19 protein-coding genes, 2 pseudogenes and 1 riboswitch are annotated in these 23,756 nt (G+C 62.8%); of the genes and pseudogenes, 5 read left to right on the top strand and 16 right to left on the bottom strand.

Annotation, left to right across the window (positions count from 1 at the left end; translation table 11 throughout):
• Position 1: 1 nt before the first annotated feature.
• The 8 genes and pseudogenes from thiS to EOD29_RS03290 all read right to left on the bottom strand — a co-directional run bounded on the left by thiS (position 2) and on the right by EOD29_RS03290 (position 9,915).
• Positions 2-199, bottom strand: coding sequence for a sulfur carrier protein ThiS (gene thiS, locus EOD29_RS03325; RefSeq protein ID WP_127245918.1), 198 nt, complete (start codon positions 197-199; stop codon positions 2-4).
• A complete protein-coding gene (gene thiO / locus EOD29_RS03320) occupies positions 196-1,164 on the bottom strand; it encodes a glycine oxidase ThiO (RefSeq protein ID WP_067320455.1) in 969 nt (322 codons plus the stop codon). Before thiO ends, thiS begins: the two co-directional genes overlap by 4 nt.
• Complete coding sequence (gene thiC, locus EOD29_RS03315; RefSeq protein WP_127245917.1) at positions 1,161-2,981, bottom strand: phosphomethylpyrimidine synthase ThiC; 1,821 nt, start codon at positions 2,979-2,981, stop codon at positions 1,161-1,163. The genes thiO and thiC overlap by 4 nt, the downstream gene beginning before the upstream one ends.
• Positions 2,982-3,092: 111 nt before the next feature.
• Positions 3,093-3,205: riboswitch (TPP riboswitch) on the bottom strand.
• A 282-nt stretch (positions 3,206-3,487) separates the two neighbouring features.
• Positions 3,488-5,623 (bottom strand): beta-galactosidase, encoded by a 2,136-nt coding sequence (locus tag EOD29_RS03310; protein ID WP_127245916.1) that lies wholly within the window; start codon positions 5,621-5,623, stop codon positions 3,488-3,490.
• Positions 5,624-5,651: 28 nt separating this feature from the next.
• A complete protein-coding gene (locus EOD29_RS03305) occupies positions 5,652-6,797 on the bottom strand; it encodes an ABC transporter ATP-binding protein (RefSeq protein ID WP_067320467.1) in 1,146 nt (381 codons plus the stop codon).
• Between the two features lie 49 nt (positions 6,798-6,846).
• On the bottom strand, positions 6,847-7,698 hold the full coding sequence (locus EOD29_RS03300) for a carbohydrate ABC transporter permease (protein WP_127245915.1): 852 nt from the start codon (positions 7,696-7,698) through the stop codon (positions 6,847-6,849).
• Positions 7,698-8,582 carry a sugar ABC transporter permease gene (locus EOD29_RS03295; protein ID WP_095826159.1) on the bottom strand — a complete coding sequence of 295 codons (885 nt, stop codon included), beginning with the start codon at positions 8,580-8,582 and terminating at the stop codon, positions 7,698-7,700. Before EOD29_RS03295 ends, EOD29_RS03300 begins: the two co-directional genes overlap by 1 nt.
• A gap of 65 nt (positions 8,583-8,647) precedes the next feature.
• Positions 8,648-9,915: pseudogene (locus EOD29_RS03290) on the bottom strand (ABC transporter substrate-binding protein).
• Between the two features lie 114 nt (positions 9,916-10,029).
• Between EOD29_RS03290 and EOD29_RS03285 the strand changes: the two are divergent.
• On the top strand, positions 10,030-11,229 hold the full coding sequence (locus tag EOD29_RS03285) for an ROK family protein (RefSeq protein WP_067320474.1): 1,200 nt from the start codon (positions 10,030-10,032) through the stop codon (positions 11,227-11,229).
• A 218-nt stretch (positions 11,230-11,447) separates the two neighbouring features.
• On the opposite strand, the gene EOD29_RS03280 is transcribed toward EOD29_RS03285, so the two are convergent.
• The 5 genes and pseudogenes from EOD29_RS03280 to EOD29_RS03260 form a co-directional block, all read right to left on the bottom strand.
• The gene (locus EOD29_RS03280) at positions 11,448-11,909 is read right to left on the bottom strand and encodes a phasin (protein WP_127246140.1); all 462 of its coding nucleotides are present in this window, start codon (positions 11,907-11,909) and stop codon (positions 11,448-11,450) included.
• A 248-nt stretch (positions 11,910-12,157) separates the two neighbouring features.
• Complete coding sequence (gene otnK, locus EOD29_RS03275) at positions 12,158-13,435, bottom strand: 3-oxo-tetronate kinase (protein ID WP_127245914.1); 1,278 nt, start codon at positions 13,433-13,435, stop codon at positions 12,158-12,160.
• Positions 13,432-14,241 (bottom strand): 2-oxo-tetronate isomerase, encoded by an 810-nt coding sequence (otnI, locus tag EOD29_RS03270; RefSeq protein ID WP_127245913.1) that lies wholly within the window; start codon positions 14,239-14,241, stop codon positions 13,432-13,434. Before otnI ends, otnK begins: the two co-directional genes overlap by 4 nt.
• 28 nt (positions 14,242-14,269) lie before the next feature.
• Positions 14,270-15,229, bottom strand: a complete 960-nt coding sequence (gene ltnD, locus EOD29_RS03265; protein WP_067320485.1) for an L-threonate dehydrogenase — start codon at positions 15,227-15,229, stop codon at positions 14,270-14,272.
• A gap of 32 nt (positions 15,230-15,261) precedes the next feature.
• Positions 15,262-16,558: pseudogene (locus EOD29_RS03260) on the bottom strand (MFS transporter).
• A 220-nt stretch (positions 16,559-16,778) separates the two neighbouring features.
• On the opposite strand from EOD29_RS03260, the gene EOD29_RS03255 reads away from it, so the two are divergent.
• Together EOD29_RS03255 and EOD29_RS03250 are read left to right on the top strand one after the other, a co-directional pair.
• The gene (locus EOD29_RS03255; RefSeq protein ID WP_245475204.1) at positions 16,779-17,780 is read left to right on the top strand and encodes a LacI family DNA-binding transcriptional regulator; all 1,002 of its coding nucleotides are present in this window, start codon (positions 16,779-16,781) and stop codon (positions 17,778-17,780) included.
• Positions 17,777-18,442 carry an aldolase gene (locus EOD29_RS03250; protein WP_095826166.1) on the top strand — a complete coding sequence of 222 codons (666 nt, stop codon included), beginning with the start codon at positions 17,777-17,779 and terminating at the stop codon, positions 18,440-18,442. Before EOD29_RS03255 ends, EOD29_RS03250 begins: the two co-directional genes overlap by 4 nt.
• 181 nt (positions 18,443-18,623) lie before the next feature.
• Here EOD29_RS03250 and EOD29_RS03245 read toward each other — a convergent pair whose 3' ends face one another.
• Positions 18,624-19,142, bottom strand: coding sequence for a MarR family transcriptional regulator (locus EOD29_RS03245; RefSeq protein WP_127245911.1), 519 nt, complete (start codon positions 19,140-19,142; stop codon positions 18,624-18,626).
• 149 nt (positions 19,143-19,291) lie between these two features.
• Between EOD29_RS03245 and EOD29_RS03240 the strand changes: the two genes are divergently transcribed.
• Positions 19,292-19,816 carry a hypothetical protein gene (locus EOD29_RS03240; RefSeq protein ID WP_127245910.1) on the top strand — a complete coding sequence of 175 codons (525 nt, stop codon included), beginning with the start codon at positions 19,292-19,294 and terminating at the stop codon, positions 19,814-19,816.
• Positions 19,813-21,045: a hypothetical protein gene (locus EOD29_RS03235; RefSeq protein WP_127245909.1), complete on the top strand. Its 1,233-nt coding sequence runs from the start codon at positions 19,813-19,815 to the stop codon at positions 21,043-21,045. Before EOD29_RS03240 ends, EOD29_RS03235 begins: the two co-directional genes overlap by 4 nt.
• Before the next feature lie 194 nt (positions 21,046-21,239).
• On the opposite strand, the gene EOD29_RS03230 is transcribed toward EOD29_RS03235, so the two are convergent.
• The gene (locus EOD29_RS03230) at positions 21,240-22,610 is read right to left on the bottom strand and encodes a TRAP transporter large permease subunit (protein ID WP_127245908.1); all 1,371 of its coding nucleotides are present in this window, start codon (positions 22,608-22,610) and stop codon (positions 21,240-21,242) included.
• 3 nt (positions 22,611-22,613) lie between these two features.
• Positions 22,614-23,714 (bottom strand): TRAP transporter small permease subunit, encoded by a 1,101-nt coding sequence (locus EOD29_RS03225; RefSeq protein WP_095827620.1) that lies wholly within the window; start codon positions 23,712-23,714, stop codon positions 22,614-22,616.
• Positions 23,715-23,756 lie beyond the last annotated feature (42 nt).

Below are 23,756 nucleotides of genomic sequence, written 5' to 3'. Positions count from 1 at the left end.
ATCAGCCTCCCTTCATCGGTGAAAGGATTTCGATGCGGTCGCCATCTTTGAGCCGGCAGCGGACGCGCTCCCTGGCCGGTACGACGTCACCGTTCAGCGCGGTTGCCAGCCAGCCGCCTTGGAAATCGAGTTCGCTGAGCAGCGCGGCAAGCGTTTCTGCCGCGACTTCATGGGCTTGGCCGTTAACGGTGAGCTTCAAGGGCAAACTCCTTTGCTCCAGGATTCCAGGATGAGGTCGGCTGCCCGCCGCGCCATGGCCGGCGCGAGCAGGAAGCCGTGGCGGTAGAGGCCGTTGATGCGAATATTCCCCCCGTCGCGCTCGACGCGAGGCAAGTTGTCGGTGAATGCGGGACGCACGCCAACACCGGTTTCGACCAGCTCGGCTTCGCCGAAGGCCGGATGCAGCGCATAGGCGGCGCCGAGCAGCTCCATGGTCGAGCGCGCGGTGATCGGGCCTTTGGCATCGCATTCGATCATCGTCGCGCCGACCATGAACAGGTTTTCCGCGCGGGGCACTACATAGACCGAGATGCGCGGATGAAGCAGCCGCACTGGCCGGGCCAGCGAGATCTCGCCCGTTCGCAGCATAAGCATCTCGCCGCGCACGCCGCGCAGTTCCGGTCGCCTGTCACCGCTGCCGGTGCAATCCACCTCAATATCCTGAGATGCGGGCGCCGAGCTGCGGCCGAACTCGACGCGCGCGCCCATCCCGCGCAGCTTGTCGCGCAGGGAAAGCAGCGCCTTGCGCGGGTCGAGATGCGCTTCCTCAGCGAAGAACAGACCGCGTCCAAACCGGCCGTCGAGCGCCGGCTCGAGTGCCGCGATTTGGCTGGCGTCCAACTGCCTGAAACCGGATGTGCGGCGGCCGAACCGGTCGAGTTCGCCGGCATCGCGGGCAGACGCCAGCACCAGCGTGCCCTGGCGCGAGACATGGCCGGGCAAGGCGGCGTCCCACCAATCGGCTGCGTCGCGTCCGAGCGTCAGCACGGTCTCCTCGGCGCTCTCGCGCTCGCACCAGGGCGCGAGCATGCCGCCAGCGTGCCAAGAGGCATTGCCGGCGATCTCGAGGCGTTTCTCGACCACGGTCACATCGGCGCCGCGCGTTGCCAGCTCGTGCGCGAGTGTCAATCCGGCGACGCCAGCGCCGCGAATGAGCACCTTCATGGCGTGTCCGTGCGCTCGGGGGTGCTGTCGACAGGCATGTAGAGATCGCCGCCGTCGCGGTACTTCGCCGCCATGGCCGCGAGCCCTTCCTTCTGGGCTTCGGCGCGGATGTCGTGCGAGATCCGCATCGAGCAGAATTTGGGGCCGCACATGGAGCAGAAATGCGCCACCTTGTGCGCCTCCTTGGGCAGGGTTTCGTCGTGGAAGGCGCGCGCCGTCTCCGGATCGAGCGACAGGTTGAACTGGTCTTCCCACCGGAACTCGAAGCGCGCCCGCGACAGCGCGTCGTCCCTGATTTTGGCGGCTGGATGGCCCTTGGCGAGGTCGGCGGCGTGGGCCGCGATCTTGTAGGTGATGACGCCGGTCTTGACGTCGTCGCGGTCGGGCAGGCCGAGATGCTCCTTGGGCGTGACGTAGCAGAGCATCGCCGTTCCGAACCAGCCGATCATCGCCGCGCCGATGCCCGATGTGATGTGGTCGTAGCCGGGCGCTATGTCGGTGGTGAGCGGCCCGAGCGTGTAGAACGGCGCTTCGCCACAAACCGCGAGCTGCTTGTCCATATTCTGCTTGATCTTGTGCATCGGCACGTGGCCGGGCCCTTCGATCATCACCTGGCAGTCCTTGGTCCAGGCGATCTTGGTGAGTTCGGCTAGCGTTTCCAGTTCGGCGAACTGGGCCGCGTCATTGGCATCGGCGATCGAGCCGGGGCGAAGGCCGTCGCCGAGCGAGAACGCCACGTCATAGGCCCGGGCGATGTCGCAGATCTCCTCGAAATGCTCGTAGAGAAAACTCTCCTGGTGGTGATGCAGGCACCACTTGGCCATGATCGAGCCGCCGCGCGACACGATGCCGGTGACGCGGTCGACGGTCAGCGGGATATAGGGCAGGCGCACGCCGGCATGGATCGTGAAATAGTCCACGCCCTGCTCGGCCTGCTCGATGAGGGTGTCGCGGAACACCTCCCAGGTCAGTTCCTCGGCGACGCCGCCGACTTTCTCCAGCGCCTGGTAGATCGGCACCGTGCCGATCGGCACCGGCGAATTGCGCACGATCCATTCGCGGATGTTGTGGATGTTGCGCCCGGTCGAGAGGTCCATTACCGTATCGGCGCCCCAGCGGATCGCCCACACCATCTTCTCGACCTCTTCGGCCATCGACGAGGTGACGGCGGAGTTGCCGATATTGGCGTTGATCTTGACCAGAAAATTGCGGCCGATGATCATCGGCTCGCTTTCCGGGTGGTTGATGTTGGACGGGATGATGGCGCGGCCGCGCGCCACCTCGTCGCGCACGAATTCCGGCGTGACGAAGTCGGGGATCGCGGCGCCGAAGCTTTCGCCATCACGTTGAACTTTCGAACGCAACTGCTCACGGCCGAGGTTCTCGCGGATGGCGACGAACTCCATCTCAGGCGTGATGATGCCGGCGCGCGCATAGGCGAGCTGGGTGACGGCGCGGCCGCCGGCCGCGCGCAACGGTCTGTTGCGAACCGGGAATTCCGGCGTCAGGCGATCGGCTGAGACGAAGCCGTTGTCTTCCGGCTTGATCGTGCGGCCCTCGTAGCGCTCCACGTCTCTGCGCGCCTCGATCCATGCCTCGCGCAGCCGTGGCAAGCCACGCTCGATGTCGGTTTTCATCGCGGTGTCCGTGTAGGGACCGGACGAGTCATAGACCGTGACCGGCGGCTCGCCGGCGCTCGGGTGGACCGAGATCTCGCGCATCGGCACCCGCAGCTCCGGGTGGAGCTGACCGGGTTTGTGGACCTTCTTCGAAGCGGGCAATTCGCCGACGGTGACGGTCGGGGTGTGGGCATTCATGAGTGAGCCTCCTTGCTCGAGTGCACGGAGACCCAGTCCACGCGATGAGGAGGAAGTGACGCTTCGCTTAGGATGCGGGCACTGCCCGAATGCCGAAGCCGGATTGCCGACCCGCGAAGCCTCGCACCGTCCCTACGCCAGTATGAACTGGATCAGGTTCAACGGGTCACTGCGCGCTATTAGCAGTATCTCAGCCCCTTGCCGGGACTCCCCTGGTGAGGCGCCTAGGTTGGACGATGCGACGCTATCCTGTCAACTCGACTTCATGACTTCTCCAGCCTCGAACAAGCGACGAGAAGGGGCGCAGCCACGCAGCTTTGATCGAGCATCTCTTACATCGACGCCCATTGAGCCACGACCTTGCGCGCGTCGAGCTGGCAGTCGGGGCCCACTTGTCATCCGCCAAGGAAACGCTTTTGCGAATCCCTTGTGGCGGCGGATTGAAGAACGCATTTTTCGCCTCGAAGAGCATCTGCTCGGCGTCTACGGACGCTGGTTCGATTTGTTCAGGACCGAATTATTGCGCAGCCGTAAGGGTCGAGTTGCAGCGTTCCTTCAACGGCCTTGCCCGTCAGCAGGTCGAGGCCCTTTGGGACGTTGGGTACGATCACGGCGACTTCCGTGGTGTTCAGCACGAACATCAGCCGGCGGTCGTCGGCTTCCCTGACAGAGACCTCCACCCCGGCAGGCAGGTCGGGCAGCAAAGGCGCTATACCGGCTTTGGCCAGCACGACATCGACAAGCTTCTCCGTCAGTTGCGGCGTGAGATACGTGCCGACATAGACAACCCGACCTTGCCCAACCTTGCGGGCGGTAATTGCCGGAGAGCCGGCGGCGAAGCGGTTCGACCAGATGCCGAGCACCTCGGTGTCAGGCGCTACATCAAGCACCTCGTACAAATGCGCAGCCTGGAATTCTTCATTGCCAAGGGTGAACAGGTATTTGCGTTCCGCGGACGAGGCCGGGAGCGGCGGCGGTGCATAGGCGCCCATCGGAGCCGGACGAAACAGCGGAAACAGGCCGCTGGCGCCTTCGGGAACGACGCGGCCGAACTCCGCCACCCTGACGCCGCTCAGGGCTGCAAGGGCCTTGCCGGGCGCCTGCTCGCGAATGATGTGGTTGTTCTCGTCCCTCGTCCCGCTCAATGCCGATAGGATCAGCGTACCGCCGTTGCGGACGAATGTTTCAACAGCCTCGTTCCATTCATCCTTCCACATCACCCAATGCGGGACGTAGAGCGCCTTGAGCCGCGAAAGATCGTCTTCGGGATGAATGAACCCGCATGCAATGCCGTTCTGATAGCAGTGGCGATGAAGCAGCGTCGCGTCTTCGAGCGGACTGGGGAGGCCGATCGGATAGGTCTTGTGAGCCTCCTGGTTGTCGAAGTCCGCGCCGGCGATGCCGAGGTCCATGCGCACTGCGGTGCCAAGAATCTGCTCCTTCGCGGCGGCGATCTCATGGAAGAAGCGGCCTGCCTCGTCATAGCGGCGGCGCGGCACGTCGTCGTGATCGATGACGCCCATCCAGTAGATCTCGGCGCCGAAATGCGCGGGACGCCAACGAAAGAACATGACACCGTCGGCGCCGCGCGCCACCGAAGTCATGGCCATGCGACGCATCTCGCCGGGCTCCGGCGTCATCGTCGAGAAGCCGGGCTGACTGCCGAAGCCCGAGGCCTGCTCCGGAACGATGAAGTTGCCGGAATAGGCGCGGCATATATCGAGATGGAGGGCCTGGGTCGCCGCATGCCCGCCGGTTCGGCGCATCTCGTCATAGAGCATCGGATAGATGTCGAAGCCGATGAAATCGAGGTCCTGTCCGAACTGACCGCGGAAGTCGATGTCGGCAAGCTGGCCAAGATTGTGGAAGATGAACCAGTCCGGATTGGCGACACGCAGGATCTCGACCTGGTCGTGTTGGAAGGCCGCGGTCGCGGCGGCCAGAAAGCGATGGTAGTCCTGCACGTGGCCGGGGCTGGGGTAGGACGGCATGAGCGGTCTCGGCAGGTCGATTTGCGAGAAATCGTCGTAGGCCGTCGCCCAGAAGTGGCCGCCCCAGGCGAAGTTCAACGCCTCAATGGTGCCGTAGGCCTTCTGCAGGTATTTCTGGAACTCCAGCCTTGTCGAAGGCGCGAACGATTCCGACACCGTGGTGTTGAGCTCGTTGTCCGTCTGCCAGCCGATCACACGCGGGTTGTGCCGATAATGCTCGGCCATGGCGCGGGTGATGCGGCGGCTGTGGGCGCGGAATACCGGGCTTGTGGTGTCGGCATGCTGGCGCGATCCGTGGCTTGAGGCCCGCCCGTTCATGTCAACGCGCAGCACTTCGGGATAGTTGACGGTGAGCCAGCGGGGAGGGGTGGCTGTCGGCGTGCACATGATCGTGTCGATCCCCGCGCGGCCGAGAAGTTCGATCGCGCGATCGAACAGGCCGAACTCGAACTTGCCTTCGCGGGGCTCGAAAATGTGCCAGGCGAACTCTCCCATACGCACTGTGTTGACGCCGGCGGCGGCCATGCGCTCGGCGTCACGCTGCCAGCAGCCTTCGTCGACATGTTCGGGGTAATGAGGTGCTCCAAGCAGAAAGCGGTCAAGATTGAGGGGCCGCCATACGGATAGCGGAGCGGGCTCTTTGCGGTTCATGCGTATGGGACTTTCGAAATTTCGAGGTTCAGACTGAGGCGAGGGGTTTTCTTGGCGTGAGCGTGCGGCCATCGGGGCCGAAGAGGTAGGCGTCGCCGGCTTCGAAGCCGACCTGCAACGCGGCGCCGACGCCGAGGGTAGAAACCTTGTTGAGCTGAAGCGTGAAATTGCCGGTGCCGCTGTCGGAATTGGTCGTCTGAAGCGGAGAGCCGTCGACGTAGAGGACAGTTTCGCGCCCCAACTGCTCGACCAGACGGACCTGGCTGGAGAAGGCCGGCATTACGTCGTCGCTTGGCTCGACGACACGCAGGGCCTCCGGACGGATGCCGATGGTCACGGCGTCACCAGCCGAAAGGCCGCCGGCGTCGATGCCATCCAAGGTGATGGCAGGGAGGCCGGCGGCGGCTACCGAGACGCTGGATGCCTCGACGCTCACTGCTTTCGCTTCGATGAAATTCATGCGTGGCGCGCCGAGGAAGCCCGCGACGAAAATGTTGGCAGGGTTGGCGTAGAGCTCCAGCGGCGAGCCGACCTGCTCGATCCGGCCCTTGTTGAGGACCACGATTCGGTCGGCCATGGTCATCGCCTCGACCTGGTCGTGGGTGACGTAGATCATCGTCGATCCAAGCTGCGCGTGCAGGCTCGAAAGTTCCACTCGCATCTGAGTGCGCAGCGCGGCATCGAGGTTCGACAGCGGCTCGTCGAACAGGAACACCTCGGGAGAGCGGGTGATCGCGCGGCCGATCGCGACGCGCTGGCGCTGCCCGCCCGACAGTTGCTTCGGGCGCTTGTCGAGCTGCTCCTCCAGACGCAGGATCCGTGCTGCGCGTTTGACGGCGACGTCGATCTCGGTCCTGGGCCGGTGGGCCATCCGCAGGCCGAAGCCCATGTTCTCGGCCACGGTCATGTGTGGGTAGAGTGCATAGGACTGGAAGACCATTGCGATGCCGCGGTCGCCGGGTTCTTCCCTGGTGACGTCTCGCCCGTTGATCACGATGTGGCCGGAGTTGATGGTTTCCAACCCGGCGATCGTCTTCAGCAATGTCGACTTTCCGCAGCCGGAGGGGCCGACCATGACGACGAACTCGCCCTTTTCGATCGTCAGGTCGACCGTCTTCAGGGCATGGTAGCCGGCATAGTGCTTGTCGACTTTTCGCAATTCCACGCTGCTCATATCGAGGCGCCTTTCCGTGCGTGTCGGGTGCGGCAGGGTTCGCGGCGGATCATCCCTTGACGGCTCCCATGGTGAGGCCGGCGACAAAGTGCTTCTGCATCATGAAGAACATCACGACCGGGGGCAGGGCGACGAAGATCGTGGCCGCCGAGATGATGTTCCAGGCCGATGTCCATTCGCCGCGCAGATTGTTCAGGCCTGCGGTAACGGGTTTGACCGCATCACTCTGGGTAAGGACGATCGCCCAGAAATAGTCGTTCCAGACGAAGGTGAAGGTGAGGATCGCGAGTGCCGCCAGTGCAGGCCGGACCAGCGGAACAACCACGTGGCGCAATGTCTGGAACGGCGAGGCGCCTTCGGCGCGCGCCGCCTGGAACAGTTCGCCCGGGAGAGCGGCGATGAAGTTGCGCATGAAAAGCGTGGCGAAGCCGGTCTGGAAGGCAATGTGGAAAACGATCAGCGCATAGACGGTGTCGTAGAGACCCAGCCTCACCATCAGGTCGCGGACCGGGATCATCATGATCTGCGCCGGCAGGAAATTGCCGCCGACGAAGAGGGCGAAGATGAGGTTGGAGCCACGGAACGGGTAGCGCGACAAGACGAAGCCGGTCAGTGTCGACAGGATGAGAACGCCGATGACGGACGGAATGGTGATCAGCAGGCTGTTGAGGAAAAAGCGCAGCATGGCGGTCTGGTCGAAAACCGCCTTGTAGTTGTCGATCAGGCTGAATTTCTGCGGCCAGCCCCAATAGTTGCCGGCCATCAGCTCCTCGTTGGAACGGATCGAGGTCAGCATCACGGCGAGCAGAGGCAGCAGCCACAGGATCACGACCAGGGTTACACCACCTAGATAGAGGGCTCGCTGGATCCTGGCGTTTTCGGGAATGGGGCGCGGGTACATCAGGCGTTGCTCCGCTCGGCCTTGATGAGGCCACTGAGATACCAGGCGATGAAGACGATCATGATCACGAACAGCACGGTGGCGATCGCGGCGCCGTAGCCAAAGCGGTAGGAAAAGATCGACTCCTGATACATCTGGTAGGCGAGCACGGTGGACGAGCCATAGGGGCCGCCACTGGTCATGACCGCGATCATGTCGAAGGAGCGCAGCGCACCGATCACCGTCACCGCGATGGCGATGAAGCCGACCTGCGACAGTTGCGGCAGGACGACATGGCGCAACATGCGCCAGCCGCGCGCACCGTCGACGCGTCCGGCGGCGATCAGATCGTCGTTGAGGCTGTTCAGGCCCGCCAGGAACAGGATCATGCAGAACGCGATCTGTGGCCACAGACCGGCGGCGGCTACCGCGAAGGTGACGAAGGTCTCGTCTGAAAGCAGCGCCGGGGCGGTACCGCCAAAGGCGCCGAAGAGAAGCTGCAGCAACCCGAAGTTTGGATCATAGACCCATCCGAACACGACACCGACGGTGACGGTCGCCAGCACAAGCGGCACGAAGAACAGCGACTTGAGGATGCGCATGCCGCGGATCTGCTGATTCACGATCAGCGCAAGCGCCAGGCCGGTCGGCGGCGCCAGCATGAAGATCAGCAGCCAGATTACGTTGTTCTTGAGCGAGACGTAGAACTGCGGATCGTCGGCCAGTTCGACATAGTTGGCGAGCCCGACCCAGGTCTTGGCGCCAATCCCATCCCAGTCGTGCAGCGAAATCCAGACCGTCTCGATGGAGGCGGCAAGGATCACCGAGCCGAACAAGATGAGGCCCGGCAGCAGGAAAAGTACCGGCGTCAACCAATGACGATTTCTGCGCCAGACAGGAGGCATGGCGTTCCATCCGAAAAAAGAGAGACGGGAGCCGCCGAAAGGCGGCGCCCGTCAGCCAGGGAGGATCAACCGAAGATTCTCTTGCGGGTTTTTTCGAGGCGCTTGAGGATCTGCTCACGTCGCTCAGGCTTGACCATGAATTCCTGCAGCCCCGCCATCCCTTCCTGGGCCATGTCCGGATCGGTGTCGCGATCGTAATATTGCGATGTTCCAACCACTTTCTTCAGTTCCTCGACCGCAGCATTGACCAGCGGGTCCTTGCTTGGCGGGCAGTCGTTGCGAGGCGGGATGGCGCCTTCGGCGGCGAGGAATGCGCCCAGATTTTCCGGCTTGTAGAAATAGGCGAGGAAGTCGCGCGCACCCTGCTTGTTCTTCGCATTCGCCGGAACGTGGATGGAGTTGACCGAAAAATCCTCGTAGCGGGCGACCCCGGGAACGATCTCGGGAAATGGCGCGTAGGCAAGCTGAGGCAAATCCGCTTCCGGAAAGGCGGATCGAACGAAGCCGCCCAGGTCCATCATTGCCGCCTTCTTTTGCGCTAGGGCAGCACCCGCCTGCTCCCATCCGAACGAACTGTGGCTCGGCGAGAAGAAGCCCGCCTTGATCAGATCGTTCCATTTGTCGAAGACTGGCGTCAACATCGGATCGGTGTAGGGAACTTTGCCGTCCATCAGCGCTATGTGCTTGTCGAGCCCGTTGATGCGCAGGTTCATATGGTCGAACCAGCCGCCCGCCGGCCAAAGCTCCTTCGTGCCCATGCTGATCGGGATCATCTTCGCGGACTTGGCCGCCTCGCCGAAGGCCAGGAAGTCGTTCCAGGTCTTGGGCGGTGTCCAGTTGTGTTCGGCGAAGACGTCCTTGCGATAGAAGAGGCCCCAGAGAAGACCTCCCATCGGCAGGCCATACTGCTTGCCGTCGACGGTGACCGCGCTTGTGGTGGCACCGAGTACGCTCTTGTAGTTCTCCTTGGCGAACAGATCGGAGATGTCGTCAAAAAGGCCCTTGTTGACGAAGGCCTTCATGCGGTGCCGGAAAACCAGAAGCAGATATCCGGAGCGCCGACGACAAGATAGCTGCGGATTGCCGTCTTATGGGCCTCGTGGTCCATGTTGTTGATGACGATCTTCGTGCCTGATTTTGCCTCATACTCGCTCGCCAGCCGCTGCAGGATCTGGCGTTGCTCGACATTGCTGAGGTTGGAAATGATGGTGATTTCCTGAGCCTGCGCCAAGGCCGGGAGGCAAAGACCAGTCGCCGAAGCGGCGAGTGCCGCGCCAGTGCCCTTGAGGAAACGGCGCCTTGTTGTGGTTAACGCGGAAAAGTCGGTGGTCATGGCTTCTATCTCCTCCCTGAGAACAGCCGGATTCCAATTGAACCATGCGAATTCGTATCGTATGGATGTCAGCATGGTCAATACTTAATTTACAAAATTAATTATGAGGCAGGAATGAAGCTCAAAGGCGATCAGCAAACGGCCCGCGCGATCAACCGGCGGCTGATCCTGAACCTGCTGCGAAGGCAAGGTGCTATAAGCCGCGCCGAAATCGCCTCTGTTACGGGCCTCAGCCCCGCGGCGGTGACGTTCGTCGTGTCTGAATTGCTCGAGGAAAATATTCTGGTGGAAGGGGAGGCGAGTCTTGGCGCGCCGGGACGTCGACCTATCCCGATCAATATAAACTACGCCGGCAGGCTTGTGGCCGGGCTCAAGCTGAAGGTAGGCGGCATCGATTGTGTGCTGACCGATCTTGCCACGACTCCACTTGTTACGAAGCAGGTCGTTGTCCCCGATCTGTCGCCACAAAGTACGGTGGAGGCCTGCGCCTCGGCAGTCGAGGAGCTGGTTTCCGACCGCAGGGCACCGACAGGCGCCCAGCTCAGCGGGATCGGCATCGCTGTACCAGGCGTCATCGATAACGGTGTCTGCCGGTTGAGCCACCGGTTCAATTGGGCCGATGTGCCGATCGCTGCGATGCTTGCCGAACGCGTGCGCGTACCCGTCTGGGCGGACGACGACACCAACGCATTTGCGCTCGCGCAACAATTGTTCGGACTTGGCCGGCATCATCGCACCGTCGGGGCCCTGGCCATCGGGGCCGGCATCAGCTGCGCGGTGGTCATCGATGGCTCTGTCCATCACGGCGCGAATGGCGCCGCGGGCAAGATGGGTCACTCGACATACGATCCGAACGGGCCGCCATGCGAGTGTGGCAGGCGCGGTTGCCTGCAGACCTTCTTCTCGGAACCGGCCCTGGTGCGGCGATGGAAGGAGGCCAGGCGACTCGCTGGTGAAGTGACGCGCCACGACATGCTGAACGCGGCCAAGACTGGAGACCGGGCAGCCATAGACCTGCTGCAGGAGGCAGGCGAGGGGATTGGACGATACCTGGGCGGTTTCTGCAATATCATCGATCCGGAAGTGATTGTCGGCGGGGGCGAAGCCGTCACCTTTGGCGACTATCTGTTCGGGCCAATGCGCGATGCATTGAAGCGTTATGCCATGTGGAACCCGCCACCGATTACACCCGATTGGGCAGACGATTCCTGGGCGCGTGGCGCCGCGGCGCTTGCGACCCAAAGGCTCTTCGACTTCGAAAGCAGCCCCGGAGAAATCGCCGGCACTGGGCTGCAACGATCAATGGTCAAGTAGCTGCAGGACCAAAGCGGCGTCCTCGTCCCGATTTCGGGCCTTCGTCTCTGCGCGCCTTTCCGTAGCCAACTGTTTGGAAAAGCGATGCTTGGCCGATGGATGAGGTTCGTGCAAAAGGACGCCGGCCGAATGGAAGAAGACCGGCGCGAAGGTGCCGGTCTTGATGTCGTAACGAGCAGAGGAGGTCGGCGACCTCCGGTCTCGGATTGCCTGAGCAGTCAAGCGGCCTTGAGGTTCTTCAAGGCCTTTTCGAAGGCATCCTTGATCGGCATGGATACGTCTTCGGTGGCTCTCAACATCACCGCCTGCAGGGTCTTGGCCTGCTCGACGGAAGTGTCGATCTGTTTGTTCACGAAAGCGGCCTGCAGCTCGAAGAACTCGGACGGCGACTTCACGGCAACCAGTGCTTCCAGGTGAGCGAAGCCGGCTTCGGCATTGGCTCGCAGAGCTGCAATCGTCTTCAGCGACACCTCGTTGCGGGTGGTCTTGGCCACCTCAAGGGTCGACTCAAAAGCCTTTTGAGTCGTCTCGGCGTTCGATTCCAATTTGGAAAATGCTTCCTTCGCCTGCTCAATGCCCTGTTCGGCGACAGCGCGAACCTGCTCGGTAACCTTGTACGGCTCGTAAGTAGCGGATTCCGCGTTTTCGATCGTTTCGGTCTTGCCGGGGATCTTGGACATTTTCCATCCTTTTCCAGAGAGTGGCATTACACAAAGCCCCCCTGTTTCATCTACGAATTTATGAAGGGGCGAATTGCCGCTCGAGGGCACCACTGCGGCGGCCCGGCGCGCCGCTGGCGGCGATCGGTGCTAACGAGATTGACCGTCACCTTCTTCGACCCAAAAAGGAGCGGCCTCTTCGCAATCCATCGCTGCATTCGACCCTGGCGCGACCTTCTCAGTTATTCTTGTACAGCCAAGACTCCGTCTCATGCCAAAACGGCCAAGGCGTCGGCGAAGAAACGGTCGCCGCCGAAATTGCCTGATTTCAGGGCAAGCAGCAGCTCGCCGTGCGGGCTGCCGAGTGCACGCAGCGCTGGGACACCCGCGGCGATTTCGGGGCCCAACTCGAAGGCGGGAATGGCAAGCTGGTCCACGACGGCGCCGGACGTCTCGCCGCCCGCCACGACCAACCTGCGCACGCCGAGTTCGACCAGACCTTCGGCGATGGTCGCCAACGACTGCTCGATCGCATGACCGGCAGCGTCGCGTCCATGCCGCGCCTGCAGCGCCGAAACCACCTCGGGCGATCCGCTGCTGGCGATGAGGACGGGGCCATCGGCCAAGCGGGCGGCGGCCCAGGCGAGCGCACGGTGCGTCTCTGCCACTCCGCTCATCAGCCTTTCCGGATCGAGCCTCAGCACCGGCATCGTCTCTTCGGCGCGGGCAATCTGCGTCAGTGTCGCCCGCGAACAGCTGCCGGCGAGGCACGCCGCAGGCCCCCCGACCGGCCGGTCCCGCAGCACCGTCCGTTGATGGCGCCGCGCGGTGCCGGCGGCGACCAGGCCGCGGGCGAGACCCAGTCCCAGGCCGGACGCTCCGACCGACAGGCGTTGTGCCAAGGCTGCCGCGCCGATCGCTTCAAGATCGCTCTCAAAGACGGCGTCGGCGATTGCCGCTCCGGCTCCATCTTGGGAAAGCGCCGCGTTGCGCGCGCGGATCGCGTCTGCGCCGCGCGCGACCGTCGCGAGGTCGACCGACCCGACCGCTGCCATGCTCTGCCGGGCGAGTACGCGCACCAGATTGGCATCGCGCATGGGATTGAGCGGGTGATCCTTGAGCGGACTCTCGTTGAGCGGCACCGCGCCGACGAAAAGATTCCCCTGGTAGACGGTTCGGCCGGTTTCCGGAAAGGCCGGCGTCACCAAAACCGATTTCTCATCCACGTCGTGACGCAAGGCGTCCAGCACCGGGCCGATATTGCCGGCATCGGTGGAATCGAAGGTCGAGCAGATCTTGTACATCACATGCGCTGCCCCGCGGGCGCGCAGCCATTGGTCGGCCGCGCGGGCGCGCTCCACCGCCTGCGCGGCGGCAACCGAACGGATCTTGAGGGAGACGACAACCGCGTCGACCTCGGGGAGATCGAGACCAGCGGCCGGAATGCCGATGGTTTGAACCGTGCGAAGACCTTCCTTGGCGAGCGTGTTGGCCAGGTCGGACGCGCCTGTGTAGTCGTCCGCAATTGCGCCGAGGGCGAGGCTCATGGCGAAACTCCGATGCCGGCCTGGGGGAGGGGCCCGCTGGCAAAGGGGGCGAACCAGCCGAGCCCCTCAAGTGTCTTGCCGCCGGGCCGATATTCGCAACCGACGAAACCATCATAGCCCAGCCCGTCCAGTTCCGCGAAGATGAACCGGTCGTTGAGCTCTTCCGAAGTCGGCTCATGGCGGGAGGGCACGCTTGCGATCTGGACATGGCCAATGATCGGCAGCAGCCGGCGCAACGCCATGACGACATCGCCGTGCAGGATCTGGCGGTGGTAGACATCGAACTGCAGCTTGAGATTGGGCAGGGCCAGTTCGCCGATGAGCTGCTCGGCAAAGTCGAAGTCATTGAGGAAATAGCCCGGCATGTCGCGGCCATTGATTGGTTCGATCACCAGGTCGATGCCGCGATCGGCAAGCTTGCCGGCGGTCCAGATGATCGCTTTGCGATAGGTATCCACGGCCGCCCTGTCCTCGCGAGCGGCGAGCCCCGACATCAAATGCAGACGCTTCACGCCCGTGGCCTCCGCGTAGGGAAGGGCAAATGCCACGGCGGCCTGGAGCTCGGCAAATCGATCGGGCAAGGCGGCCAATCCTCGCTCGCCGGCGGCCCAATCGCCAGGCGGCAAATTGAACAGAGCCTGGGTCAAACCGTATCTGCGAAGGCGCTCGCCGATCGCCTCGGGCGTGTGCTCGTAAGGAAACAGGAATTCGACCGCACGGAAGCCGGCATCGGCGGCCGCCTGGAACCGATCCAGGAACGGCCACTCGCTGAACATCATTGTCAGGTTGGCGGCAAAGCGGGGCATGGGCGATCCAGTCTTCCTCAGGCCGATGTCAGGCCGGTTGGCTAGGTTTGCGGGTTGTAGGCAGTTCGGTGCCGGTGATCTTTGCGTAGAGCCGGGCGACGGATGCGTCGTCGTCCCGGCCCATTCCAGCCGCCGAGGTCGCCAGGAACATCTGTAGCGCGGCTGCGGCCACCGGCACCGGGAATTTGGCGCTGCGGGCCATATCCTGAATGATGCCGAGGTCCTTGACGAAGATGTCGACCGCGCTGCGCGGTGTGTAGTCGCCGTCCAGCACGTGCGGCACCCGGTTCTCGAACATCCACGAATTGCCTGCGGAGGCAGTTATCACCTCGTAGACCTTGCGGATGTCCAGCCCTTGCCGGGCGGCAAATGCGATGGCTTCGCTGGCCGCCGCGATATGCACGCCAGCAAGCAACTGGTTGATCATCTTGAAGGCTGCACCAACGCCCGGCTCGTCACCGAGTTCATAGACGTTGGCGGCTATTGCATCCAGTGCCGGCCGCGCTCTGGCGAAGGCGGCAGGGCTGCCGGAGGCCAGAATGGTGAGCGCACCCTCGGCGGCGCGCACCGACCCGCCGCTGATCGGCGCGTCGAGATAGAGCCGTCCCGTCGCTTCGAGCGGCGTGGCAAGGCGGCGCACCGCATCGGGATCGATCGTGGCCGAGGAGACGAAAACCGCGCCCTCGGCCATGGTTTCGGCGACGCCGTTCGTACCGAACAGGATGGCCTCCGTTTGCGCGGCGTTGACGACCACCGACACGACGACGTCGGCACCTTCAGCGGCCTCGGCGGGGCTTGCCGCGCCTCGGCCGCCCGCGTCGACGAGCCGGGCGATGGCCGCGGCGTCCACGTCGAAGCCAGCCACTTCAAACCCGGCCCGCCTGAGCGACATGGCCATGCCAAGTCCCATGGAACCGATGCCGATCAGGGCGGCCCGGTTCGTCCTTGCTCCGGCGGGGTTTTCCTTGCTTCGATCATAAACGGTCATCACGGAGATCCTTATTCGAAACGCAATCCGGTTTAGCGATTGACCAGCTTGGGTGGCGTCGTCAGCACCAGGACCGCGCCGAGCACCAGGATTGCGGCGAGCGCATACATGCCGACCTGCGTTGCGCCGGTCAAATCCTTCAGGTAGCCGACGAGATACGGGCTAACAAAGCCGGCCAGATTGCCGACCGAATTGATGAGCGCAATGCCTGCCGCGGCACCTGTCCCGGCGAGAAATGACGTCGGCAGCGACCAGAACAGCGGCGCACAGGTGATCGCTCCGGCCGCTGCAACGGACAGGAAGGCGATGGCGATCGTCAGATTCAAGCTGGCGGCCGCGACGACGAAACCGACGGCCCCGAGCAGTGCCGGAACGACCAGGTGCCAACGGCGCTCGCGATGCCTGTCAGCGCTGCGTCCGAACAGATTCATGACCACGACGGCACAGATGAAGGGGATCGCGCTAATCAGTCCGATATTGAAGTTTCCGGTGATGCCGGTCGCCTTGACCAGCGTCGGCATCCAGAAAGTCAGCCCGTACTGGCCCATCACGAAGGTGAAGTAGATCAGGCACATCAGCCAAACTCGGCGATCGCGGAAGATACCGGCTACCGAATGCCCACTCTCCTTGTGACGCTCCTCGCGTGCGATCTCCTCTTCCAGGGTCTGCTTTTCCGTTTCGCTCAGCCACTTGGCTTGACGAATGCCGTTGTCGAGGAAGAACAAGACAGCGATGCCGAGCAGGACGGCTGGAACCGCCTCGATAAGAAACATCCATTGCCATCCGGCGAGGCCGTGGGCGCCATCGAACGAATCCATGATCCAGCCGGAAAGAGGATTGCCCAATATGCCCGAGACCGGGATCGCGGACATGAACACCGCGATGATCTTGGCCCGGCGGTGCGAGGGATACCAGTAGGTGAGGAAAAGGATGATCCTCGGCGACGCCCAGCAGAAAGCGCAACAGGTAGAATGTCGGCGCGGACGTGACGAACATGAAGCCAGCTGAGATCAAACCCCAGGTGATCATGATGCGCGCGATCCACATGCGCGCGCCGACCTTGTGAAGAATGACGTTGCTTGGCACCTCGAAGAGAAAATAGCCGATGAAGAAGATGCCGGCGCCGAGGCCGTAGACGGTCTCGCTGAAGCCGAGGTCGGCCGACATCTGCAGCTTGGCGAAGCCGATGTTGACGCGGTCGAGATAGGCAACGACGTAGCACAGCATCAGGAACGGCACGATGCGCCAGAAGACCTTGCTGTAGGCGGTTCTCCTCGTTTCGATTTCAGCTACGGCTTGCGCCGGTAGCGCAGGTGTAAGCACGGTCATTGGTTCCTCCCTTGACTGTGAATGGGGTGTCAGCGCGCCCTCCGATAGCGGCTTTGGCAGCGCTTGCGTAACTGGGTAACATGGATTGGCAGCGCTGCCAACGAAAAGGTGGCAGCGCTGCCAACAATCGTTTGAAAAGGTTGCCGCGACATGGCAAAAGAGGATGGACGGAGGCGAGGACGGTCCAGTGCGACGTCGCGCTCCATCGGGGAGATCGAAAGTGGCCGACGGCACGCCGACGGGGACGACGACCCTTACCGATGTCGCACGCGCGGCCGGCGTCGGCGAGAGCACCGCCTCGCGCGTGTTGCGCGGGCACGGTTCATTTTCGGCCAAGACACGCGAGAGCGTCCTCAATGCCGCGAGAAGCCTCGGCTATGTGCCGAACCGCATCGCCGGCACGCTGGCCTCGACCGGCTCCAAGCTGGTCGGGATCGTGATCCCGTCGCTCAGCAACATCGTCTTTCCGGACATGCTGCGCGGCGCCAACACGGTGCTGGTGGGCTCCGGATTCCAGCCTGTCGTCGCGGTCACGGACTACGAACAGGGCCGCGAGGAAACTCTCATCGAGTCGCTGCTTAGCTGGCGTCCGGCGGGTATGATGGTGGCCGGTCTGGAACACACCGAGCGTACCGTGGCCATGCTCAGGCACGCCCGCATCAGGGTCGCCGAACTGCTCGATTCCGATGGCGATGGCATCGACATCGTCGTCGGTTATTCCAACCGCGAGGCGGGAGGCGCGAGCGCGCGTCATCTGGTCTCGCGCGGCTATCGGCGCATCGGCTATGTGGGCCACGATCTCAGCCGCGATCTGCGCGCCGCCAAACGCTTGGCCGGATTTCGCTCGGCGCTCGCAGAGGCAGGCCTTGAAGTCGCCGCGGAAGAAATCATTCCCTCATCTTCGTCGATTGAGGCCGGGCGCGACGGTCTCGGCCGGCTGCTCGGGCGCGCCCCCGATCTCGATGCCGTCTATTTCTCTAACGACGACATGGCGATTGGCGGTTATTTCCATTGCCTTGCCCGCGGCATCGCCATCCCCGGCCGGTTGGCGATTTTCGGCTATAACGGCCTGGACGTCGCCCGCGCGGCGCCGCAACCGCTTTCCACCATCCGGACGCCACGCGTCGCGGTCGGAGAGACCGGCGCCCGGCTGGTCTGCTCCGACGGGCCGCCGACGAAGATCGATCTCGGGTTCGAACTGATCGAGGGAGCCACAACATGAGCGAGGCCAAACTTCGCGAAGAGATATGCCGCTTCGGCCGTTCCCTATTCGAGCGCGGGCTGACACCGGGATCATCGGGCAATATCAGTCTGCGGCTCGATGACGGCGGCTGGCTTGTGACGCCGACCAACGCATCGCTGGGCTTTCTCGATCCGGCTCGCCTTGCCAGGCTCGATGCGCAAGGGCGGCTCGTCGCGGGCGATGCGCCGACCAAGGAAATCCCCCTGCATACCGCCCTCTACGAGACGCGGGCAGCAGCGCGTGCGATTGTGCACCTGCACTCAACCCATGCGGTGGCCGTCACCATGCTTCCCGAGATCGATCCCAAGTCGGTCCTGCCGCCAATGACGCCGTACTATCTCATGCGCGCCGGACAGACGGCTTTGGTGCCATATTTCCGTCCCGGAGACCCTGCGGTAGCCGATGCAATCAAAGGGCTCGCTGGACGCTACTCTTCGGTGCTGCTCGCCAACCATGGTCCCGTTGTCGCGGGCGAGACGCTTGAGGCGGCGGTATTCGCTACCGAAGAGCTGGAGGAAACGGCAAAGCTCTATCTGCTTCTGCGCGGCCTCAACCCCCGCTATCTGTCACCGGAGCAGGTCAGCGACCTGGTGCGGACTTTTGGGCTTTCGCTGCAGGAGCATGGTGCGCACGACCACTGAGACCCGAATTCGACTTCGTGAGGCGCTCCTGGATTGCATAGGTCGGGGGGTATTACCTGAGCATGTTGCTAAGGGAGTGCGCCTCGTTGAAGATGTCCTGACGGCCGGCAGCCTTACGAGATACAGGGCTGGCCGCTACCGAGTTGCGGTCGAGATTGCTTCTCTCTCGCGCTGTTCGGCACTAGACGTTCCGGCGGCGGGCGGAAACTCGCCCCGGACCGTCGCTGTCTATGGGTCGCGTTGCGGTCAGGCCGGCTTCGATGGATCTGAGAAGCTCAAGCGCGGCATTGAGCTTGCGTGTGTCGCCGCCGGCGGCCTCGGATACGGCAGTTGCCCACTCCTTGCGCACCAGGGCGTAATTGTGGGCGCCCCGCCGGGTGCGGTGGACGCTGACGCCCCGGCGATCTTGCGGGTCGACATGGCGCTCGATCAGCCCCTTGCCTTCCAGGTCGCGCAGCACGGTGGAAACATTGGTGCGCTGCAGCCCGGTCGCCGTCGCGATCTGGCTGGGCGTTGCGGAAGCGTGCGCAACCAGGTGGCGCATCACCATGCCCTCCGATTGCGACAGCGACAGCGCTTTCTCGTCCCTGTAACCGCGAAACTGAATCTCACGGGCAATGATGAGGATGAGGTCGGCCAGGTCCGCCCAGCGAACAGCCGGGGGAGCTTTGCGTGCGGACGAGTCCGGATCGGTTTCCATAGGGCGGAGTTTACAGACTTCAAGATCTCCTTGCGCTTTACGGCACCGACGAGCCGCTTCCGCAACGGAGGCTTCTTGCCGCCGGACCGCTGACCGCCGTTCTCGAGGACGGCAATCTGCGGACGATCTGTTTTGCCGGCGTGGAGGTGGTGCGGGCGATCAACTATCTTGCGCGCGATGCGTCCTGGGGGACTTACAAGGCCGAACTGTCCAACATGCGCATTTCCGAGGACGGCACGTCGTTCGAGCTTCGCTATGACGGACTCTGCGCCGGCCCGCAGGGACGTTTCGCCTATCGCATGAAGATTCGTGGCGACGCTTCGGGCGAGCTGAGCTTGCAAGCGGATGGCGTGGCGCTCACCGATTTTCCCACCAACCGCACCGGTTTCGTGGTGCTTCATCCTTCAGAGGCGGCGGGCAAAAGGCTGACCATCCGGCATAGCGACGGAAGCATCGAGGAGACGACATTTCCCAAATTGATCAGCCCGGACCAGCCTGCCTTCGACATTTCAGCGCTGACGCACGAGCCAGCACCCGGCCTGGTCTGCGCCGTCGCCATGGAAGGCGATGCCTTCGAGATGGAGGACCAGCGCAACTGGACGGACGCGCCTCGTTCAAGACTTATGTGCGGCCGCTCTCAAAGCCCCGACCTTATGTCATCGGCAAAGGTGTGAAGGACATACAGCGCGTCACGGTTTCCGTGCGCGCCGAGACATCGGCGCCTGGACCGGCTATCAGCAGTCCAGCAACCCTGACCCTTGGCGGACCTGCCGGGCGGATGTCGTCGATAGCGCTGTTCGTCGATCCCGACCAACTGCCGGCAGCCATCGCCGGCGCGGCTTCGCTTGGCCCGGTGCCGGAGATCATACTGCGCTTCGACAGCGCGCGCGGGCATGATCAACGCGTGCTGGAAAAGGCGGCCGAGCTTGCGAGCGCGCTTGGCGGCGGGCTGGCGGTCGAGGCGATCTTTGATGCGATCCACCCCGGGGTCGAGGCCCAGGGTCTTGCAGCTATGGTTCGCTTGGCGGGCGTCGAACCGAGCGCCATTCTGGTTTCACCACGGCGCGAATTCAAGACACGCCCCTCGAACTATTTGCCGAACGGTGAGCGACCGATTGACGAGATCGTGCAGGCATTGCGGGCTGTCGGTCTCGCTTGTCCGATTGGGGCTGGTACGCCCTCCCTATTCACCGAATTCAACCGCAACCCGCCGACCGGCGATGCGGATTTCGTCTTCTTCGGCAACGGCGCCATCGTGCATGCCGCCGATGAGCAGTCGGTCATGGAGACCCTGACCGTTTATCCTGCAGTCATGGAGACAGCACGGCAATTGTGTCCCGGAAAGCCGATCTGGCTTGGGCCTTGCACGATCGGCTTGCGGCACAATCCCTATGGTGAGGCGGTCGCAGCCAATCCCGGAAATACCCGGGTGCCCGCCGCCGGCACCGACCCGCGTCAGCGTGCATTGTTCGGTGCCGCCTTTGCCGTCGGCATCGCGGCCCGGGCCGCTGAGACCGCCGCCGAGCAATTCATATTGGCAGCACCGACTGGACCCTTCGGGCTCTTGAACGAGGACGGCTCCCGACGACCTTTGCAAGCCGTCCATGCCCAGATCGCTGAGGCCGCCGGCGTCGAACGCTATGGGATTTCGAGTGATTGGCCAGGCGTGGCAGCGATTGCCTTTCGTCTCGGCACAACTATCCGCGTGCTGGCGGCCAACCTGACCCCAGTGCCGATCGATATCGCGCTATCCTGGGATGCTAAACTGCTCTGCGTTGCAGATGAGGACACGAAGCCGGCGAAACCCCCGCTGACCACCCATACATTGGGACCGTACAACTGTGTCGCTCTTCAGTTTGTCCAGAAGCCAAGTCGACCGGACGGCAGGCCCAGGAAAAGCTGAACGTCAAGATACGCAATCCAAAGCGGGATGTCTCGTCTCTCAGCTATTTGCGCGGGCGGGGTGATGGCGCCCGGCAGGAGCATGGAGTGCGCGGACAGGCCTCAAGATCAGCAGCTTCTGCAGGCGAGCGGCGCCTCCGAAGCGCTGAACCTTCGATTGTTGCGTCGGCGTCGAGCCGCCAAAGACGTGTGCGGTCAACCGCCTCCGTACATGAGCTTCGGCAGCCAAATAACGATCGAGGGGAACACGATGCACAACCCTACTCCGATCGCCTGCAGGCATAAGAAGGGAACGGCGGATCGGAAGATCGTCGCCATCGATATCTCCGGTGGCGCGACACTCTTCAAGTAAAACAGTGAATAGCCGAACGGTGGGCTCAGGAACGCCATCTGCATGTTGACCATGAAAATGACGCCATACCACAGCGGCACGTCTTCAGGAGCCACACCGGCTAAGCCGAACGTACCGCCGAATTCGAGGGACTTAAGGATGGGCAGAAATATCGGTACGGTGAGAAGGAGAATGCCCACCCAGTCCAGAAACATGCCCAGGACGAACAGGATGATCATCATCAGAACAAGAATGCCGTAAGGCGCGAATCCAGTTCCGAGAATGGATTCGGCGACGAAGCTCTGCCCGCCCTTCAGGATGAAGAAGCCGACGAACATGGTGGCTCCGAAGAATATCCACATCACCATCGCAGTCGCCTTGAGGGTCGCCACGCCGGCTTCCCGGATCGTGTCCCAAGTCAGGCGGCGATGGGCGGCGCAGACGATGAAAGCACCGAATGTGCCGATGCCGGCGGCTTCAACAGGCGTTGCTATGCCAAGGAAGATGACTCCGAGCACAAGCAGGATGAGCAGAATGGGCATGAACGTGCGGCGCAGAAGCCTCAGCTTCTCCCCAAAGCCGATGCGCTCGCTCGGCGGCAAAGCCGGGCCTAGCTTGGGGTTGACGTAGCAGCGCGCCGTGACATAGACGACATACATCCCAGACAGCAGCAGCCCTGGGAATACCGACCCGATCAAAAGCTCGCCTAACGACTGTTGCGCGACGACGGCGTAGACGATCGCCATCACCGAAGGCGGTATGAGGATGCCAAGCGTTCCTCCGGCGAGCAGCGAACCGCAGGCGAGCTTTGCGTCGTAGTTGCGGCGGAGCATCGCTGGCAGAGCGATCATGCCCATTGTCACTTCCGTCGCACCGACGACCCCAACCATTGCTGCGAGCAGGGTGCACGAGATTATGGTGGCCGAGGCAAGTCCGCCTTTCAGCCCACCCAGCCATTTATAGACGACGTCAAACAGCTCCTCGATGATCCCCGCTTTCTGAAGGATCGCGGCCATGAAGATAAAAAGCGGCACCGCCGAGAGCTGATAATCCGTCATGAAGGGAAAAATCCGCGACGGCAGCATGTTCAGCATGGCCGCATTACCGAATAAGAAGAGGAAGAGAACGGCGAGGCTGCCCGTGCAGAAGGCCATTGGCAGCCCGAGCAATAAAAGAACGCCCAGTCCGCCGAACATGAGGATGCTCAGCCACAGGATTGGAAGCTCGAGACCCATGGCTTAGCGGAGCCTTCTTGTTGCGGTCGCGATGTCACGCATCAGGCGAGACACGCCTTGAAGCAGCAGCAGCGCGGCGCCAACAGGAATCGCCAGCTTCACCGGCCAATATTGAATACCCCACTCGGTGAAAGAACTCTCGCCCACCGCCATCGCGTCGCTGGCAAAACGCCAGCCGGCAACGAGCATTGTACCCACGAACAGGAAAAAGAATGCCGAGGTGATGATATCGCAGATCGCCCGGCCACGCTCGGAGAGGTGGCTGTACACGATGTCGACCCTGACATGGGTCTCATCGCGATAGGCATAGGCCCCAGCCAGCATGTATTGCATGCCGAACATCAGAAACATGCTCTCGTGCACCCAGTTGGTAGGGGAGTTGAAAACGAAGCGGGCGACCACCTCGTAATAGTACGCCATGACCGCGAGGACCGACCAATAGGCGACGAACTCGCCTGTCACTCTTACAAGCCAGTCGACCGGCCTAAATGGCGCAAGAGGCTGTTTGACGGGCGTCGCGGGCACATCGACGACGATCTCATGGTGGGTTGCGGCGCGCCCAGTCTCACGGGCGCGGGCGCGCCGCACAAGACCGGGTATGAGAAGGGCGTCGCCGACAATAATGAGACCGAGCAGAAGTCCCGCAATCCGGCTGATGCTGCTGTCCCACTCGAGCCCGTGAACGGCCGCCGTCAGATTGTTGCGCGCCGCCGCGGCCTCAGCCTCAGCTTTTGCAAGTCGATCGGCAGCCCCCTGCTTGTTGGCTGCCGTATCTGCCTTGGCACGCGGCAACAGTCTCTCGGCGTGCTCGCTCTGGGATCGCGCGAGTGAAACTGCCTCGCGTCCATCGCGCACCTGGGTGCTTGTCCAAAGTACCGCGATGAAGAACGGGATAAAAAAGAATCCCCACCTGCTCTTCAGATAGAAGCGGTGCATGCCGAGGAAGCCGGCTGTGACCAGGAACAGATAGGCAAGAAACAGGTTTGGACGGCCGGGATCACGCTGTGCCCGTTCTCGATGGACAAAATGCACGGCGGCCAGCGGAAAGACCGCGAGGGTTAACCAGTAGAGCCAGTGCGGCAGCACAAATGTTAGGGAAGGCATCGGCGAACGCCTGCTGCAGGAGCGAGCGCCCGTCCGGCTCAG

This window comes from Mesorhizobium sp. M1A.T.Ca.IN.004.03.1.1 (assembly GCF_003997555.1).
Lineage (GTDB): Bacteria > Pseudomonadota > Alphaproteobacteria > Rhizobiales > Rhizobiaceae > Mesorhizobium.
The sequence above is the reverse complement of the archived record's forward strand: the minus strand, read 5'-3'. Positions and strand labels throughout refer to the sequence as shown.

What these genes read in the sequence shown, in the direction of transcription:
- EOD29_RS03250 (WP_095826166.1), top strand. Translation starts at nt 17,777, where the DNA reads ATGAGCGAGGCCAAACTTCGCGAAGAGATATGCCGCTTCGGCCGTTCC.
- EOD29_RS03225 (WP_095827620.1), bottom strand. Translation starts at nt 23,714, where the DNA reads ATGCCTTCCCTAACATTTGTGCTGCCGCACTGGCTCTACTGGTTAACC.
- thiC (WP_127245917.1), bottom strand. Translation starts at nt 2,981, where the DNA reads ATGAATGCCCACACCCCGACCGTCACCGTCGGCGAATTGCCCGCTTCG.
- EOD29_RS03285 (WP_067320474.1), top strand. Translation starts at nt 10,030, where the DNA reads ATGAAGCTCAAAGGCGATCAGCAAACGGCCCGCGCGATCAACCGGCGG.
- EOD29_RS03230 (WP_127245908.1), bottom strand. Translation starts at nt 22,610, where the DNA reads ATGGGTCTCGAGCTTCCAATCCTGTGGCTGAGCATCCTCATGTTCGGC.
- otnI (WP_127245913.1), bottom strand. Translation starts at nt 14,241, where the DNA reads ATGCCCCGCTTTGCCGCCAACCTGACAATGATGTTCAGCGAGTGGCCG.
- EOD29_RS03295 (WP_095826159.1), bottom strand. Translation starts at nt 8,582, where the DNA reads ATGCCTCCTGTCTGGCGCAGAAATCGTCATTGGTTGACGCCGGTACTT.
- EOD29_RS03305 (WP_067320467.1), bottom strand. Translation starts at nt 6,797, where the DNA reads ATGAGCAGCGTGGAATTGCGAAAAGTCGACAAGCACTATGCCGGCTAC.
- EOD29_RS03300 (WP_127245915.1), bottom strand. Translation starts at nt 7,698, where the DNA reads ATGTACCCGCGCCCCATTCCCGAAAACGCCAGGATCCAGCGAGCCCTC.
- ltnD (WP_067320485.1), bottom strand. Translation starts at nt 15,229, where the DNA reads ATGACCGTTTATGATCGAAGCAAGGAAAACCCCGCCGGAGCAAGGACG.
- otnK (WP_127245914.1), bottom strand. Translation starts at nt 13,435, where the DNA reads ATGAGCCTCGCCCTCGGCGCAATTGCGGACGACTACACAGGCGCGTCC.
- EOD29_RS03245 (WP_127245911.1), bottom strand. Translation starts at nt 19,142, where the DNA reads ATGGAAACCGATCCGGACTCGTCCGCACGCAAAGCTCCCCCGGCTGTT.
- EOD29_RS03310 (WP_127245916.1), bottom strand. Translation starts at nt 5,623, where the DNA reads ATGAACCGCAAAGAGCCCGCTCCGCTATCCGTATGGCGGCCCCTCAAT.
- EOD29_RS03280 (WP_127246140.1), bottom strand. Translation starts at nt 11,909, where the DNA reads ATGTCCAAGATCCCCGGCAAGACCGAAACGATCGAAAACGCGGAATCC.
- thiO (WP_067320455.1), bottom strand. Translation starts at nt 1,164, where the DNA reads ATGAAGGTGCTCATTCGCGGCGCTGGCGTCGCCGGATTGACACTCGCG.